The organism is Escherichia sp. E.sYA108 (genome assembly GCF_011754335.1).
Lineage (GTDB): Bacteria > Pseudomonadota > Gammaproteobacteria > Enterobacterales > Enterobacteriaceae > Escherichia > Escherichia coli.
This window is the reverse complement of the sequence record NZ_JAAQVZ010000001.1, coordinates 4995874-5012658: the sequence shown is the minus strand read 5'-3', so window position 1 is coordinate 5012658 and position 16785 is coordinate 4995874. Positions and strand designations below refer to the sequence as shown.

General features: G+C 49.0%; 17 protein-coding genes and 1 pseudogene. 9 read left to right on the top strand and 9 right to left on the bottom strand.

Annotation, left to right across the window (positions count from 1 at the left end; genetic code table 11):
• The first annotated feature begins 43 nt into the window (after positions 1–43).
• On the top strand, positions 44–100 hold the full coding sequence (gene ysgD / locus HBM92_RS25555; RefSeq protein ID WP_212723238.1) for a YsgD/CorL family protein: 57 nt from the start codon (positions 44–46) through the stop codon (positions 98–100).
• Positions 101–251: 151 nt separating this feature from the next.
• Positions 252–1202 (top strand): magnesium/cobalt transporter CorA, encoded by a 951-nt coding sequence (gene corA, locus HBM92_RS23935; RefSeq protein ID WP_000947159.1) that lies wholly within the window; start codon positions 252–254, stop codon positions 1200–1202.
• A gap of 35 nt (positions 1203–1237) precedes the next feature.
• Here the strand turns inward: corA and HBM92_RS23930 are convergent, their stop codons facing one another.
• From HBM92_RS23930 to yigI, 4 genes are all read right to left on the bottom strand, one after another.
• On the bottom strand, positions 1238–1735 hold the full coding sequence (locus HBM92_RS23930) for a DUF943 family protein (RefSeq protein ID WP_000823790.1): 498 nt from the start codon (positions 1733–1735) through the stop codon (positions 1238–1240).
• Positions 1732–2580 (bottom strand): YPO3983 family protein, encoded by an 849-nt coding sequence (locus HBM92_RS23925; RefSeq protein ID WP_001059676.1) that lies wholly within the window; start codon positions 2578–2580, stop codon positions 1732–1734. Before HBM92_RS23925 ends, HBM92_RS23930 begins: the two co-directional genes overlap by 4 nt.
• A 310-nt stretch (positions 2581–2890) precedes the next feature.
• Complete coding sequence (gene rarD / locus HBM92_RS23920) at positions 2891–3781, bottom strand: EamA family transporter RarD (protein WP_000339101.1); 891 nt, start codon at positions 3779–3781, stop codon at positions 2891–2893.
• A 51-nt stretch (positions 3782–3832) separates the two neighbouring features.
• Complete coding sequence (yigI, locus tag HBM92_RS23915; protein ID WP_001277142.1) at positions 3833–4300, bottom strand: acyl-CoA thioesterase YigI; 468 nt, start codon at positions 4298–4300, stop codon at positions 3833–3835.
• Positions 4301–4463: 163 nt separating this feature from the next.
• Between yigI and pldA the strand changes: the two genes are divergently transcribed.
• The 3 genes from pldA to rhtC all read left to right on the top strand — a co-directional run bounded on the left by pldA (position 4464) and on the right by rhtC (position 7971).
• On the top strand, positions 4464–5333 hold the full coding sequence (pldA, locus tag HBM92_RS23910; protein WP_001259692.1) for a phospholipase A: 870 nt from the start codon (positions 4464–4466) through the stop codon (positions 5331–5333).
• Positions 5334–5457: 124 nt separating this feature from the next.
• Positions 5458–7287, top strand: a complete 1830-nt coding sequence (gene recQ, locus HBM92_RS23905) for an ATP-dependent DNA helicase RecQ (RefSeq protein ID WP_000035581.1) — start codon at positions 5458–5460, stop codon at positions 7285–7287.
• A 63-nt stretch (positions 7288–7350) separates the two neighbouring features.
• The gene (gene rhtC, locus HBM92_RS23900; RefSeq protein ID WP_000928839.1) at positions 7351–7971 is read left to right on the top strand and encodes a threonine export protein RhtC; all 621 of its coding nucleotides are present in this window, start codon (positions 7351–7353) and stop codon (positions 7969–7971) included.
• 60 nt (positions 7972–8031) lie between these two features.
• Here the strand turns inward: rhtC and rhtB are convergent, their stop codons facing one another.
• Complete coding sequence (gene rhtB / locus HBM92_RS23895) at positions 8032–8652, bottom strand: homoserine/homoserine lactone efflux protein (protein WP_000171710.1); 621 nt, start codon at positions 8650–8652, stop codon at positions 8032–8034.
• 110 nt (positions 8653–8762) lie between these two features.
• On the opposite strand from rhtB, the gene pldB reads away from it, so the two are divergent.
• The 3 genes from pldB (at position 8763) to bioP (ending at position 11568) form a co-directional block, all read left to right on the top strand.
• Positions 8763–9785 (top strand): lysophospholipase L2, encoded by a 1023-nt coding sequence (gene pldB / locus HBM92_RS23890; protein ID WP_000487654.1) that lies wholly within the window; start codon positions 8763–8765, stop codon positions 9783–9785.
• 7 nt (positions 9786–9792) lie between these two features.
• Entirely contained in the window at positions 9793–10593 is an 801-nt protein-coding gene (gene yigL / locus HBM92_RS23885; protein ID WP_000285366.1) for a sugar/pyridoxal phosphate phosphatase YigL, read from the top strand.
• A gap of 75 nt (positions 10594–10668) precedes the next feature.
• A complete protein-coding gene (bioP, locus tag HBM92_RS23880; RefSeq protein WP_001196237.1) occupies positions 10669–11568 on the top strand; it encodes a biotin transporter in 900 nt (299 codons plus the stop codon).
• Here bioP and metR read toward each other — a convergent pair.
• Positions 11456–12409: an HTH-type transcriptional regulator MetR gene (gene metR / locus HBM92_RS23875; protein WP_000573634.1), complete on the bottom strand. Its 954-nt coding sequence runs from the start codon at positions 12407–12409 to the stop codon at positions 11456–11458. The genes bioP and metR overlap by 113 nt on opposite strands.
• Before the next feature lie 117 nt (positions 12410–12526).
• On the opposite strand from metR, the gene metE reads away from it, so the two are divergent.
• A complete protein-coding gene (gene metE / locus HBM92_RS23870) occupies positions 12527–14788 on the top strand; it encodes a 5-methyltetrahydropteroyltriglutamate--homocysteine S-methyltransferase (protein ID WP_000153937.1) in 2262 nt (753 codons plus the stop codon).
• A 168-nt stretch (positions 14789–14956) separates the two neighbouring features.
• On the opposite strand, the gene HBM92_RS25550 is transcribed toward metE, so the two are convergent.
• The 3 genes and pseudogenes from HBM92_RS25550 to tssD form a co-directional block, all read right to left on the bottom strand.
• Positions 14957–15202, bottom strand: coding sequence for a hypothetical protein (locus tag HBM92_RS25550; protein ID WP_001298603.1), 246 nt, complete (start codon positions 15200–15202; stop codon positions 14957–14959).
• Positions 15203–15276: 74 nt separating this feature from the next.
• Complete coding sequence (locus HBM92_RS23865) at positions 15277–15534, bottom strand: hypothetical protein (protein WP_000156431.1); 258 nt, start codon at positions 15532–15534, stop codon at positions 15277–15279.
• Positions 15531–16664: pseudogene (gene tssD / locus HBM92_RS25545) on the bottom strand (type VI secretion system tube protein TssD). The gene HBM92_RS23865 and the pseudogene tssD overlap by 4 nt, the downstream one beginning before the upstream one ends.
• Positions 16665–16785 lie beyond the last annotated feature (121 nt).

The following is a 16785-nucleotide window of genomic DNA, read 5'->3' as shown; positions in this document are numbered from 1 at the left end:
TGGCGTAACATGCGCGCACGATCACTCTAAGAGGACATTCGCCTTGGACACACCCAGTAGATACTGGCTCATTATCCTGTCATCCAGGATCAACTCCTAAGGCTATCCCTTTTTGCTGATAGCCTTAGCGGTTGTCAGCGACCTCAATTTTTCCCGTCGCGCTGAGTCAGGCTGTTTAATGGTCTGAAACCCAATTTGTTTCTGTGTGCCCACCGAACTGTCCGATATTTTAAGCATTGGGAGTCCCGGTCATGCTGAGCGCATTTCAACTGGAAAATAACCGACTGACCCGGCTGGAAGTCGAAGAGTCACAACCCCTTGTAAATGCAGTATGGATTGATCTTGTCGAACCGGACGACGACGAGCGACTGCGCGTACAATCTGAACTTGGCCAGAGCCTGGCAACCCGCCCGGAACTGGAAGACATCGAAGCATCGGCACGTTTCTTTGAAGACGATGACGGCCTGCATATTCACTCCTTCTTCTTCTTTGAAGATGCGGAAGATCACGCCGGTAACTCCACTGTGGCATTTACCATCCGTGATGGTCGTCTGTTTACTCTGCGTGAGCGTGAACTGCCCGCTTTTCGTCTGTATCGTATGCGTGCCCGTAGCCAGTCAATGGTGGACGGTAACGCCTACGAGCTGCTGCTGGATCTGTTCGAAACCAAAATCGAACAGTTGGCAGATGAAATTGAAAATATCTACAGCGACCTGGAGCAGTTGAGCCGGGTAATTATGGAAGGGCATCAGGGCGATGAGTACGACGAGGCGCTCTCCACGCTGGCGGAACTGGAAGATATCGGCTGGAAAGTTCGCCTGTGTCTGATGGATACCCAGCGCGCGCTCAACTTCCTGGTACGTAAAGCACGCTTACCGGGTGGGCAACTGGAGCAGGCGCGTGAAATCCTGCGAGATATCGAATCCCTGCTGCCGCATAACGAATCCCTGTTCCAGAAGGTGAACTTCCTGATGCAGGCGGCGATGGGCTTTATCAATATCGAGCAGAACCGCATCATCAAAATCTTCTCGGTGGTATCCGTGGTGTTCCTGCCACCGACGCTGGTCGCTTCCAGCTACGGGATGAACTTTGAGTTTATGCCGGAACTGAAGTGGAGCTTCGGCTACCCAGGCGCGATTATCTTTATGATCCTCGCGGGCCTGGCACCGTATCTGTACTTTAAGCGGAAGAACTGGTTGTAATATAAATGCCGGGTAAAGATTGTTCTTTATCCGGCTTATTGCTGAAAATTGTCTTTTTCAAAGTCATGCGGGTTGAACACTCGCTCTATCTTATTTTCCTGGGTTAGTTGATACTCATTGTTATCAGCAATAAAAAAATGAGTATTACGGTAAGGATATTCATTAATAACCATTAAATAGTTTTTTACGATGCAATTATCATTGCTCTTAATCGTCGGGAAACAGTAGAGATCTTCATACGGCCCTTCGATATATTTTTTATAGTCAGTGAAGCCATTACCGATATCAATAACATACCAGGTATGCCAACTACCTTCTGGTAGGGGATTTTGACTTTTAATTTCATCCTGATGCTTCAGATACCAATTTATTTTATCGCTATCAGTCCATGGCAGATGATCAACGACCAGAAAGACTGAATTGCCAGCATCAGAGTATGTATACAAAATCTGTACAGGACGCAATGTCCATAAATTATAGATGCAGCATAGAAGAAATAAATATAATATAATTTTCTGGAGTTTTCTTTTCATAGATAATTTTCGATTCTTTCGATAGTGTTAAAATTGGTGAAAAAAGGTTTGAAAGCAAAGTCTTTATGCCGTTGTAAAAAGAACCATATGCGAAAAAATCTATACTTGTTGTAAATCTTGTTTTTTATATCAGTCACATCCAAACCAAAGTGGTCTTGTGCTATGAAATGAATGGTAGCGCTCCAGCCCATAGGATATTTTTGAAAATTTAAAAGAGATATTTTTTGAGCTGAGATATCATGAATGCTGATTCCCAGGCCATTAAAATTATCTTTAAAATCATTGAATTTATTTAGTCTTGATGAAAGTAATTCGGTCTTAATCTTTTGTAGGAGAAGAGGCCGGTATCCTATCGTAGGTGTTGAAGAAATATCATTTTCGATACATTCTTTGATTACACGTATTGGGCTATTATAATCATATTTGTTTATTCGTTCATGAAAAGATAAGTTCAATTCCTGGCTATGGAAACTGTTGCCATTTCCATATCTAAAATGATCAATCAGATCCTGGATGAGTGTTTTGTATTGTCCAAAAAAGGAAAACATTTTTGCCAGATCTTTCATTTCTGCAAATAAAATATCAATACATTCACTTTGTGATATTTTTGTTCCAGAAGTTGGAACACTAAAAGCACCATAAGTAGAATTCGGCCCAGGAAAATGGTATTTAATGAGGCGGTAAGGATCAACTTTTGCAGAGATGTCGCTTAAGCCGAGTGAGAGAAAATCTTGTTCTTCCATATCCCCATACTGCATATCATCAGCAGAAAAATCATCGAATAAAGTAATAGTTTCGAAAAGTGTACAGGGCATATTAATTGATGAGCCTAATATGTTGTTCATTTATATTCTCCTTTCTTATAATTAAGGGCAATGTTAATTTGATAAGAAATAATAGGGTAAAAAAATTTTAAAAAAGAAATGCACTTCACATTTTTCATTACATTCTGAAGAGAACTTGGTTAATGATTGGTCTTGCTCATCGCTAATAACATAATGCTGAATTTACCAAAAATGAAATTTATTAAAGCAAATGAAAATATACAACGACGTCTGGAAATTCTGCCTTTCCTTATGTGAGTCTCCTGTCAGCATGGCAATATGCCCACTCTCATGCAAGAGTCGGCATATTTTTTCAGAATATATTTATTTTTTATTTGGACGTTCTATGCTGCGTATAAATCGCATCCATCACAAAAATTGCCAGCGCCACCCAAATAAAGGCGAAAGTTACCATCTTATCGGCACCCGGTTTTTCACCATAAAACGTCACAGCCAGCAGGAACATCAGCGTCGGACCAATGTACTGGAAAAAGCCTAACGTTGAGAGACGCAGGCGTGTCGCCGCTGCAGTAAAACACAACAGTGGCACGGTGGTGACAATACCGGCGGCGATCAGCAGTAAATTCAGCGACATCGGGTTTTGCCCCATATGACTGGTTGAGCTGTCGGCAATAGCAAACAGGTAAATCGCCGCCACGGGCAGCAACCACATAGTTTCGATTAACATGCCGGTTTGCGCTTCAACAGCAATCTTCTTGCGCACCAGGCCGTAGAAAGCAAAACTAAACGCCAGCCCCAGCGCGATGATCGGCAGTGAACCAAAAGTCCACAACTGAACCAGCACTCCACATATCGCCAGAATCACCGCCAGCCATTGCATCCGGCGGAATCGCTCGCCGAGGAAAATCATCCCCAGCACAATGTTCACCAGCGGGTTAATAAAGTAACCAAGGCTCGCTTCCAGCATATGGTGATTGTTCACCGCCCAGATAAACAGTAGCCAGTTGCCGCCAATCAGCACGGCAGAGACTGCCAGCATAAAAATTTTCTGTGGCGTCTGAATCAGCGTTTTTAAATAGGACCACTGGCGGCAAATGCTCATCAGCACCACCATAAAGAAAAACGACCAGATCACGCGATGCGTCAGGATCTCATCGGCGGGCACGTAGTAAATCAGTTTGAAGTACGCTGGCGCAATACCCCAAATAAAATAAGCGGCAAGAGCGAGTAATACGCCCTGCCGCGTTTGTTTTGCATCCATCGGGAATACTCATTTTTAATTGGTAACAGCAGTTTACCTGCTTTTATGTCTTCAACCTACCATATAGGTGGCGGTGGCACTGGCAATATAAAGCTGTTCTTCATTGTGTAATTCAACGCGGGCGACGGCGACTTTATTGCCTGCACGTAACAGGCTACTGGTAGCAGTAAAACGCTCGCCTCTGCCTGGGCGCAGATAATCGACGCGAAGATCAATGGTCCCCATCCGCGATAGCCGCTGGCGTAGTTCATCTTCACTGATGGTTTCGTGGCGGGTTAAGGTACTTCCCACGCACACCAGACCTGCGGCGACATCCAGCGCCGACGCAATGACCCCGCCGTGTAAAATGCTTTGCGCCCAGTTGCCCACCATCATCGGCTGATTTTTAAAGGCCAGCTGTGCGAACTCTTTTTCGTAACGCTCCAGTTCCATCCCCAATGCGCGGTTAAATGGCATGTGATAAACAAACATCTCACCCACTAATTTGAGGGCTTGTTCAGCGGTCAGTACGGCAGACATAACATCCTTACACTTCATTAGTTAATGAAATGTTGATTTTATGCTTCTTTATTGTTGGTTTCCACTTTAGGAAGGGATAACTAACGGCTATGGAGTTAAGTATGTAAAATAGCCCGCAGAAAATATTCACCTTATCAATAATTCGTTACGGAGAACACGAGCGATGCGGACTCTGCAGGGCTGGTTGTTGCCGGTGTTTATGTTGCCTATGGCAGTATATGCACAAGAGGCAACGGTGAAAGAGGTGCATGACGCGCCAGCGGTGCGTGGCAGTATTATCGCCAATATGCTGCAGGAGCATGACAATCCGTTCACCCTTTATCCTTATGACACCAACTACATCATCTACACCCAAACCAGCGATCTGAATAAAGAAGCGATTGCCAGTTACGACTGGGCGGAAAACGCGCGTAAGGATGAAGTAAAGTTCCAGTTGAGCCTGGCGTTTCCGCTGTGGCGTGGGATTTTGGGGCCAAACTCTGTACTGGGCGCCTCCTACACACAGAAATCCTGGTGGCAGCTTTCTAATAGCGATGAGTCATCACCGTTTCGTGAAACTAACTACGAACCGCAATTGTTCCTCGGTTTTGCCACGGATTACAACTTTGCTGGCTGGACGCTGCGCGATGTGGAAATGGGCTACAACCACGACTCAAACGGGCGTTCAGACCCGACTTCCCGCAGCTGGAACCGCCTTTATACCCGCCTGATGGCAGAAAACGGTAACTGGCTGGTAGAGGTGAAGCCGTGGTATGTGGTGGGGAATACGGACGATAACCCGGACATCACCAAATATATGGGTTACTACCAGCTTAAAATCGGCTATCACCTCGGTGATGCGGTACTGAGCGCGAAAGGGCAGTACAACTGGAACACCGGTTACGGCGGCGCGGAGTTAGGCTTAAGCTACCCGATCACCAAACATGTGCGCCTTTATACTCAGGTTTACAGCGGTTACGGCGAATCGCTCATCGACTATAACTTCAACCAGACCCGCGTTGGTGTGGGAGTTATGCTAAACGACCTGTTTTGATGAATGGTTGGCAAATCTGGAATCCAGCATCCAGGATTACCCTCTCAGAGACTAAAAGCATTGCAGTTTCTCGCGCAGGCGCTGAAAATAGCGCCTGTTTTTATTTCAGGCAATCGGGGTGAATGTGGCGCAGGCGGAAGTGTTGAATCTGGAGTCCGGAGCTAAACAGGTTTTACAAGAAACCTTTGGCTACCAACAGTTTCGCCCCGGCCAGGAAGAGATTATCGACACCGTACTTTCCGGTCGCGATTGCCTGGTCGTCATGCCCACTGGTGGCGGAAAATCCCTTTGCTATCAAATCCCTGCCTTATTGCTAAACGGCCTTACCGTGGTTGTCTCACCGCTGATTTCGTTGATGAAAGATCAGGTAGATCAACTGCAAGCCAACGGCGTGGCGGCGGCGTGCCTTAACTCGACGCAAACCCGCGAGCAGCAGCTTGAAGTAATGACAGGCTGCCGCACCGGGCAAATCCGCCTGCTTTATATCGCGCCGGAACGCCTGATGCTGGATAACTTTCTTGAGCATCTGGCGCACTGGAATCCGGTGTTATTAGCCGTTGATGAAGCGCACTGTATCTCCCAATGGGGTCACGATTTCCGCCCGGAATACGCTGCCCTCGGTCAGCTGCGTCAGCGTTTTCCGACGCTCCCGTTTATGGCGCTGACTGCCACAGCCGATGACACCACGCGCCAGGATATTGTGCGCCTGCTGGGGCTGAACGATCCGCTAATTCAAATCAGCAGTTTTGACCGTCCGAATATTCGCTACATGCTGATGGAGAAATTCAAACCGCTCGATCAGTTGATGCGCTACGTACAGGAACAACGCGGTAAGTCGGGAATTATCTACTGCAACAGCCGCGCAAAAGTAGAAGACACCGCTGCACGCCTGCAAAGCAAGGGAATTAGCGCGGCGGCCTATCATGCCGGGCTGGAAAATAATGTTCGCGCTGATGTGCAGGAAAAATTCCAGCGCGATGACCTGCAAATTGTGGTGGCGACGGTGGCGTTCGGCATGGGCATCAACAAGCCTAACGTTCGCTTCGTGGTGCATTTTGATATTCCGCGCAATATCGAATCCTATTATCAGGAAACTGGACGCGCCGGGCGTGATGGCCTGCCCGCGGAAGCGATGCTGTTTTACGATCCGGCTGATATGGCGTGGCTGCGCCGTTGTCTGGAAGAGAAGCCGCAGGGGCAGTTGCAGGATATCGAACGTCATAAACTCAATGCGATGGGCGCGTTTGCCGAAGCGCAAACTTGTCGTCGTTTGGTATTGCTGAACTATTTTGGCGAAGGGCGTCAGGAGCCGTGCGGGAACTGCGATATCTGCCTCGATCCGCCGAAACAGTACGACGGTTCAACCGATGCTCAGATTGCCCTTTCCACCATTGGTCGTGTGAATCAGCGGTTTGGGATGGGTTATGTGGTGGAAGTGATTCGCGGTGCTAATAACCAGCGTATCCGCGACTATGGTCATGACAAACTGAAAGTCTATGGCATGGGCCGTGATAAAAGCCATGAACATTGGGTGAGCGTGATCCGCCAGCTGATTCACCTCGGCCTGGTGACGCAAAATATTGCCCAGCATTCTGCCCTACAACTGACAGAGGCTGCGCGTCCGGTGCTGCGCGGCGAATCCTCTTTGCAACTTGCCGTGCCGCGTATCGTGGCGCTCAAACCGAAAGCGATGCAGAAATCGTTCGGCGGCAACTATGATCGCAAACTGTTCGCCAAATTACGCAAACTGCGTAAATCGATTGCCGATGAAAGCAATGTCCCGCCGTACGTGGTGTTTAACGACGCAACCTTGATTGAGATGGCGGAGCAGATGCCGATCACCGCCAGCGAAATGCTCAGCGTTAACGGCGTTGGTATGCGCAAGCTGGAACGCTTTGGCAAACCGTTTATGGCGCTGATTCGTGCGCATGTCGATGGTGACGACGAAGAGTAGTCAGCAGCATAAAAAAGTGCCAGGATGAAGACTCCGTAAACGTTTCCCCCGCGAGTCTAATGTATGTTGATGTTATTCCTCACCGTCGCCATGGTGCACATTGTGGCGCTTATGAGCCCCGGTCCCGATTTCTTTTTTGTCTCTCAGACCGCTGTTAGTCGTTCCCGTAAAGAAGCGATGATGGGCGTGCTGGGCATTACCTGCGGCGTAATGGTTTGGGCTGGGATTGCGTTGCTTGGCCTACATTTGATTATCGAAAAAATGGCCTGGCTGCATACGCTGATTATGGTGGGCGGTGGCCTGTATCTCTGCTGGATGGGTTACCAGATGCTACGTGGTGCACTGAAAAAAGAGGTTGTTTCTGCCCCTGCGCCACAAGTCGAACTGGCGAAAAGCGGGCGCAGTTTTCTTAAGGGCTTACTGACCAATCTCGCGAACCCTAAAGCGATTATCTACTTTGGTTCGGTGTTCTCGCTGTTTGTCGGTGATAATGTCGGCACCACCGAACGCTGGGGCATTTTCGCGTTGATTATTGTCGAAACACTGGCGTGGTTTACCGTCGTTGCCAGCCTGTTTGCTCTGCCGCAAATGCGCCGTGGTTATCAACGTCTGGCGAAGTGGATTGATGGTTTTGCCGGGGCGTTATTTGCCGGATTTGGCATTCATTTGATTATTTCGCGTTAATGCCAGACGCGTCATCAGAGTAAGTCGGATAAGGCGTTTACGCCGCATCCGACATTATTTTCACGCATGCCTCGCCGATGCTAACAGCGCTCCCACCAGCATAAATAACGAGCCGAAAATCTTATTCAGCGCCTTCATCTGCTTTGGTCCTTTAATCCATAGAGCAATCCGTTGAGCAAGGGTGGCGTAACCGATCATCACAATAATATCGACCACAATAGTGGTGACGCCGAGCACGATATACTGCATCAGTTGTGGCTGCTGCGGCATGATGAATTGCGGAAATAGCGCCGCCAGAAACACAATACTTTTGGGATTGGTGAGATTCACAAAAACTGCGCGCTGGAACAAATGTCGACGCGATTGAGTGGAGGCCAGCGATTTAAGATCAATTGCGCCAGCGGCGCGCCATTGCTGTATTCCCAGCCAAATCAAGTAAGCTGCGCCTGCCCACTTCAACACTTCAAACGCAATCACTGAGCGGGAAAATAGCGTCCCCAACCCCACGCCAACCAGCACAATATGAATCGCCAGTCCGGTCTGAAGCCCAGCAATAGACGCCACCGCGCCGCGATAACCGTGGTTGAGCGAGGTGGTCATGGTGTTGATTGCGCCAGAGCCTGGCGACAGGCTTAAAATGATCGATGTCAGCAGGTAGGCAAACCACCATTCTAAGGTCATGATGAACTCCCGGTGTGTCTATTTTTGTGCCACAATACGCTACTGTCGCAGCGTTGTGTCAGGCACGCTTAAAAAAACGATTTTACGTGGTTTAAGAGGCAGATTACCCGATGTTTCAGCAGCAAAAAGACTGGGAAACAAGAGAAAACGCGTTTGCTGCTTTTACCATGGGACCGCTGACTGATTTCTGGCGTCAGCGTGATGAAGCAGAGTTTACTGGTGTGGATGACATTCCGGTTCGCTTTGTCCGTTTTCGCGCACAGCACCATGACCGGGTGGTAGTCATCTGTCCGGGGCGTATTGAGAGCTACGTAAAATATGCGGAACTGGCCTACGACCTGTTCCATTTGGGGTTTGATGTTTTAATCATCGACCATCGCGGGCAGGGACGTTCCGGTCGCCTGTTAGCCGATCCACATCTCGGGCATGTTAATCGCTTTAATGATTATGTTGATGATCTGGCGGCATTCTGGCAACAGGAGGTTCAGCCCGGTCCGTGGCGTAAACGCTATATACTGGCACATTCGATGGGCGGTGCGATCTCCACATTATTTCTGCAACGCCATCCAGGTGTATGTGACGCCATTGCGCTAACTGCGCCAATGTTTGGGATTGTGATTCGTATGCCGTCATTTATGGCACGGCAGATCCTTAACTGGGCCGAAGCGCATCCACGTTTCCGTGATGGCTATGCGATAGGCACCGGGCGCTGGCGCGCGTTGCCGTTTGCTATCAACGTACTGACCCACAGCAGACAGCGATATCGACGTAACTTACGTTTCTATGCTGATGACCCAACGATTCGCGTCGGTGGGCCGACCTACCATTGGGTACGCGAAAGTATTCTGGCTGGCGAACAGGTGTTAGCCGGTGCGGGTGATGACGCCACGCCAACGCTTCTCTTACAAGCTGAAGAGGAACGCGTGGTGGATAACCGCATGCACGACCGTTTTTGTGAACTACGCACCGCTGCGGGCCATCCTGTCGAAGGAGGACGGCCGTTGGTAATTAAAGGTGCGTACCATGAGATCCTTTTTGAAAAGGACGCAATGCGCTCAGTCGCGCTCCACGCTATCGTTGATTTTTTCAACAGGCATAACTCACCCAGCGGAAACCGCTCTACAGAGGTTTAAATTTCTTATGTACCAGGTTGTTGCGTCTGATTTAGATGGCACGTTACTTTCTCCCGACCATACGTTATCCCCTTACGCCAAAGAAACTCTGAAGCTGCTCACCGCGCGCGGCATCAACTTTGTGTTTGCGACCGGTCGTCACCACGTTGATGTGGGGCAAATTCGCGATAATCTGGAGATTAAGTCTTACATGATTACCTCCAATGGCGCGCGCGTTCACGATCTGGATGGCAACCTGATTTTTGCTCATAACCTGGATCGCGACATTGCCAGTGACCTGTTTGGCGTGGTCAACGACAACCCGGAGATCATTACTAACGTTTATCGCGATGATGAATGGTTTATGAATCGCCATCGCCCGGAAGAGATGCGCTTTTTCAAAGAAGCGGTGTTCAATTATGCGCTGTATGAGCCGGGATTGCTGGAGCCGGAAGGCGTCAGCAAAGTGTTCTTCACCTGCGATTCCCATGAAAAACTTCTGCCACTGGAGCAGGCGATTAACGCTCGCTGGGGCGATCGCGTCAATGTCAGTTTCTCTACCTTAACCTGCCTGGAAGTGATGGCGGGCGGCGTTTCAAAAGGCCATGCGCTGGAAGCGGTGGCGAAGAAACTGGGCTACAGCCTGCAAGATTGTATTGCCTTTGGCGATGGAATGAACGATGCCGAAATGCTGTCGATGGCGGGGAAAGGCTGCATTATGGGCAGCGCGCATCAACGGCTGAAAGATCTGCATCCAGAGCTGGAAGTGATTGGTACTAACGCCGAAGACGCAGTGCCGCATTATCTGCGTAAGCTCTATTTATCGTAATTGTTCTTTATTTGGTCAGTTGTCAACCTGATACTTCGCTACAATGGATACTCGTTAATCAAAGAGTTTTCCATTGTGGCGCTACTTATCATCACCACGATTCTGTGGGCCTTCTCCTTTAGCTTTTATGGCGAGTACCTTGCGGGGCACGTCGATAGCTATTTTGCGGTGCTGGTGCGCGTTGGTCTGGCGGCACTCGTTTTTCTGCCGTTTCTGCGCACCCGTGGCAATAGCCTGAAAACGGTTGGCCTGTATATGCTGGTGGGCGCGATGCAGCTCGGTGTGATGTATATGCTGAGTTTCCGCGCCTATCTCTACCTGACGGTCTCCGAACTGTTGCTGTTCACCGTACTGACGCCGCTCTACATCACGCTGATTTATGACATCATGAGTAAGCGCCGTCTGCGCTGGGGCTATGCTTTTAGCGCCTTGTTGGCGGTGATTGGTGCCGGGATTATTCGCTATGATCAGGTCACCGACCATTTCTGGACTGGCTTATTGCTGGTGCAACTCTCCAATATCACTTTTGCCATCGGCATGGTGGGTTACAAACGTCTGATGGAAACTCGCCCGATGCCGCAGCATAACGCCTTTGCGTGGTTCTATCTTGGCGCGTTCCTGGTGGCAGTGATTGCATGGTTCTTGCTGGGAAATGCGCAGAAAATGCCGCAAACCACGTTGCAATGGGGCATTCTGGTGTTTCTTGGCGTGGTGGCTTCCGGGATTGGCTACTTTATGTGGAACTACGGCGCGACGCAGGTGGACGCCGGAACGCTGGGCATTATGAATAATATGCACGTTCCGGCAGGGCTGCTGGTAAACCTGGCTATCTGGCACCAACAGCCGCACTGGCCAACGTTTATTACAGGCGCGCTGGTGATCCTGGCCTCACTGTGGGTGCATCGTAAGTGGGTCGCTCCGCGCTCTTCACAAACGGCAGATGATCGCAGGCGTGATTGCGCGCTGAACGAATAAACGCTTCTGTAATCGGCTGACGCTGCTCGCCATCGCGCACGGCGGCGTACAGTCGGCTCCACAAGCCTTCGCCCAGGGTTTTGGTGACCACCAGACCCTGGCGTTCAAAACTCTCCACCACCCAATGCGGTAGTGCGGCAATACCCATCCGTGCGGCAACCATCTGAATCAACAATAAGGTGTTATCGACGCTTTTCAGTGACGGGCTGACGCCTGCTGGCTGAAGAAAATGCCTCCAGACATCCAGTCGGCTACGCTGCACCGGATAAATCAACAGCGTTTCGCTGGCGAGATCTTCCGGTGTAATACGCGTTTTTGCCGCCAGTGGATGGTCAGGTGCTAACACCAGACGCACTTCATAGTCGAACATCGGCGAATAATGCAGGCCACTGCGCGGCAGAATATCGGACGTCATCACCAGATCCAGCTCGCCCTGTTGCAACGCAGGCTGCGGATCAAACGTTACGCCCGATTTAAAATCCATCTCCACCTGCGGCCAGTTCTTATGGAAACTTTCTAATGCGGGCGTCAGCCACTGAATACAGCTATGGCACTCTATGGCAATGCGCAGGCGCGTCTGCTGCGGTTCATTGCAGGCTTGCAGTGCCTGGCTAATTTGCGGCAGCACCTGATTTGCCAGTTGCAACAGGATTTCTCCCTGCGGTGTAAAGCGAAGCGGCTGGCTTTTACGCACAAATAGCCGGAAGCCAAGGCGTTGTTCCAGATCGCTAAACTGGTGAGACAGGGCGGATTGCGTTTGATGCAACGTCGCCGCAGCGGCTGCGAGTGAGCCGCAGTTCCGCAACGCTTGTAGCGTTTTCAGGTGTTTTACTTCGATCATGAAAGTCCTTCACTTCGGCATGAATAATTTGCGCTTGAGGAATATACAGTAACCGCCAATTATGGATGTGTAAACATCTGGACGGCTAAATACTAAAAATTCCATAAGGGGCATATAATGACAATTCTTAATCACACCCTCGGTTTCCCTCGCGTTGGCCTGCGTCGCGAGCTGAAAAAAGCGCAAGAGAGTTATTGGGCGGGGAACTCCACGCGTGAAGAACTGCTGGCGGTAGGGCGTGAATTGCGTGCTCGTCACTGGGATCAACAAAAGCAAGCGGGTATCGACCTGCTGCCGGTGGGCGATTTTGCCTGGTACGATCATGTACTGACCACCAGTCTGCTGCTGGGTAATGTTCCGCCACGTCATCAGAACAAAGATGGTTCGGTAGATATCGACACCCTGTTCCGTATTGGTCGTGGACGTGCACCGACTGGCGAACCTGCGGCGGCAGCGGAAATGACCAAATGGTTTAACACCAACTATCACTACATGGTGCCGGAGTTCGTTAAAGGCCAACAGTTCAAACTGACCTGGACGCAGCTGCTGGAGGAAGTGGACGAGGCGCTGGCGCTGGGCCACAAGGTGAAACCTGTGCTGCTGGGGCCGATTACCTACCTGTGGCTGGGTAAAGTGAAAGGTGAACAGTTTGATCGCCTGAGCCTGCTGAACGACATTCTGCCGGTTTATCAGCAAGTGCTGGCAGAACTGGCGAAACGCGGCATCGAGTGGGTACAGATTGATGAACCCGCGTTGGTACTGGAACTGCCGCAGGCGTGGCTGGACGCATACAAACCCGCTTACGACGCGCTCCAGGGACAGGTGAAACTGCTGCTGACCACCTATTTTGAAGGCGTAACGCCAAACCTCGACACGATTACTGCGCTGCCTGTTCAGGGTCTGCATGTCGATCTCGTACATGGTAAAGATGACGTTGCTGAACTGCACAAGCGTCTGCCTTCTGACTGGCTGCTGTCTGCGGGTCTTATCAATGGTCGTAACGTCTGGCGCGCCGATCTTACCGAGAAATATGCGCAAATTAAGGACATTGTCGGCAAACGCGATTTGTGGGTGGCATCTTCCTGCTCGTTGCTGCACAGCCCCATCGACTTGAGCGTGGAAACGCGTCTTGATGCAGAAGTGAAAAGCTGGTTTGCCTTCGCCCTGCAAAAATGTCATGAACTGGCATTGCTGCGCGATGCGTTGAACAGTGGTGATACGGCAGCTCTGGCAGAGTGGAGCGCTCCGATTCAGGCGCGTCGTCACTCTACTCGTGTACATAATCCGGCAGTAGAAAAGCGTCTGGCGGCGATCACCGCCCAGGACAGTCAGCGTGCGAATGTCTATGAAGTGCGTGCTGAAGCTCAGCGTGCGCGTTTTAAACTGCCCGCGTGGCCGACCACCACGATTGGTTCCTTCCCGCAAACCACGGAGATTCGTACCCTGCGTCTGGATTTTAAAAAGGGTAATCTCGACGCCAATAACTACCGCACGGGCATTGCGGAACATATCAAGCAGGCCATTGTTGAGCAGGAACGTTTGGGACTGGATGTGCTGGTACATGGCGAGGCCGAGCGTAATGACATGGTGGAATACTTTGGCGAGCATCTGGATGGCTTTGTCTTTACGCAAAACGGTTGGGTACAGAGCTACGGTTCCCGCTGCGTGAAGCCACCGATTGTTATTGGTGACGTTAGCCGCCCGGCACCGATTACCGTGGAGTGGGCAAAATATGCGCAATCCCTGACTGATAAACCGGTGAAAGGGATGTTGACCGGCCCGGTGACTATTCTCTGCTGGTCGTTCCCGCGTGAAGATGTCAGCCGTGAAACCATCGCCAAACAAATTGCGCTGGCGCTGCGTGATGAAGTCGCGGACCTGGAAGCCGCTGGAATTGGCATCATTCAGATTGACGAACCGGCATTGCGCGAAGGTTTACCACTGCGTCGCAGCGACTGGGATGCCTATCTCCAGTGGGGCGTGGAGGCTTTCCGTATCAACGCCGCCGTGGCGAAAGATGACACACAAATCCACACTCACATGTGTTACTGCGAGTTCAACGACATCATGGATTCGATTGCGGCGCTGGACGCAGACGTCATCACCATCGAAACCTCGCGTTCCGACATGGAGTTGCTGGAGTCGTTTGAAGAGTTTGATTATCCAAATGAAATCGGTCCTGGCGTCTATGACATTCACTCGCCAAACGTACCGAGCGTGGAATGGATTGAAGCCTTGCTGAAGAAAGCGGCAAAACGCATTCCGGCAGAGCGTCTGTGGGTCAACCCGGACTGTGGCCTGAAAACGCGCGGCTGGCCAGAAACCCGCGCGGCACTGGCGAACATGGTGCAGGCGGCGCAGAATTTGCGTCGGGGATGATGAGTATTAACGAGTCATTGTAAATTGCAGTACGATAATGGCTTCCAGTACTGGAAGCCATTTTGCATGAGTGCCAGATTGAAGCAGATCTTCAGGAGTAGAAATAACCGAATCGTTTTTTTCGCAAAACACAGTTTTGAGTGATTCCGTTCAGTAATCAACGCTACGTTATTTATTCTCACGTTGCACGAGATTGTATCCCTTTTCACTAACGTGGTAGTGAGGCATAGACTTATGCCCGCTATCCTCAATAATAACCAAACCTTCGTTAGCTAATTTGTTAACAATATTAACAACATTACCGAATCCTGGTATTTGCCTTATGGATAGTGTGCGATCGAGATTCATCCAGTTCCAGTTTATATCTTTCTCAGTCATAACGTTCAGCACGTTAAGTTCATTTTTAGTGATCACGATATTCTGTACCAAAATTGATGAGTATCTTATTGAAAGATCACAATGTAAATCATGCTCCTGTAATGGCTGGATCAGAAGAGGTTGTCTTGTTGTTCTTTGATAAGATTCAATCCATATTGAGAAACTCTGTAGCGTGGTTTAGAGTTGCCCTCACCATTTACGATATCAACCAACCCATGATTAACCAGCTTTGTTACGATATTCGCTACGTTGCCAAATCCTGGAATATTTCGTATAGCTAAAGTACGATCCAGCACCATCCAGCTCCAGTCAATATCTTTCTCAGCCATAACTTTCAGCACGTTAAATTCAACTATCGTAATCGTCATTTTTTTGCATCCGGATGAAATAAGTCAGTATCTTTAATTTTAAAGTCTTCTAGAGTTGCAGTATGTGCATTATTCCATAATTCATATCCATCTAAACCATTCGGTTCACCTGTTTCCCATCCTAAATTACAATAACGCTGATACTCGCGGCATTCATGAGTATAGTAGTTCAGATCGTATTTTTCAGGAAGCAATTCTTTATTTGCTATTTTTTTTAGCCTTGAAATCATTACATCATTAGCTGGATCATGATCAAATCTGGAGATATGCTTTTCAACAATAGCGATACCTTCCCTATTGATTGTTACGCCATCTATCGTCAGGTTTTCTATTGGACCACCGGCAAGGTCGGGATTAAATGGTCTTCCTGATACTGCTCCTCTGGCTCCGAAATGCTCAAATGATTCCAAATCAGGGAATCTCATTCTTCCCAGAACAACTCCAGCAACTATTGAAGCACCAGCGATGAGTAACCCTTTGTTATCCATAACTTGATCGTAACCAGCAGGTGCATCTCCTCCCAACTTGTTTGCTGTTTCCCTGAATCCTTCGATATTCCCATTGTATATGCCGCCAGCAGCAAGCAGTCTGCCAACCGCTTTACTATTGAGTGTTTTGAGGCCATTATTATCTTTAGTTTTTTGCCGTGGTATAAACAGACGGTTGTAGTTATCGGGAAATGCCAAATGACTAAATTCAGTATTAGCAATCAGATGCCTGGAGAGTATATATTCATAACTGACAGTGATGGTTTCTGTATCCAGATTGTTCTCAGTAAACAGGTGATTGATTGCTGATAAGAGCGCGCCGCGGAGTTGAATGTTGTAATATTTCTCCTATCGACCAAATCTATTGATCCGATAGAAGTCAAACTCCATGAACAACTGCTCGTTATTGTTAATAGCGTTAATAAGTAACGGGGAGCTTTTGTCAATCAACTTACAGAAACTAAGGCCATGTAATTGTGACCCTTTGCCTGTATTCGTAATACTATTAGATAGCGAGAACGCGAAGATTTCATCTTCATGGCCAATCTGCCAGCGATTACCTATTGATGCGCTCGTTCCGCAACGAGAGGAAATACATCCTTGTTGTTCTCCGGTTATGGTCAGGTAAATTTCATCACTCATCTTTGATGAACTCTCTTTATTGCTTGATGTTTTAAAAATAAACAATATTGCTATTTGTTTATAATTATTTACTCCTCAAGTTAATGGATTTAAATATGGGAAATAAAATGTTTCACTTTAG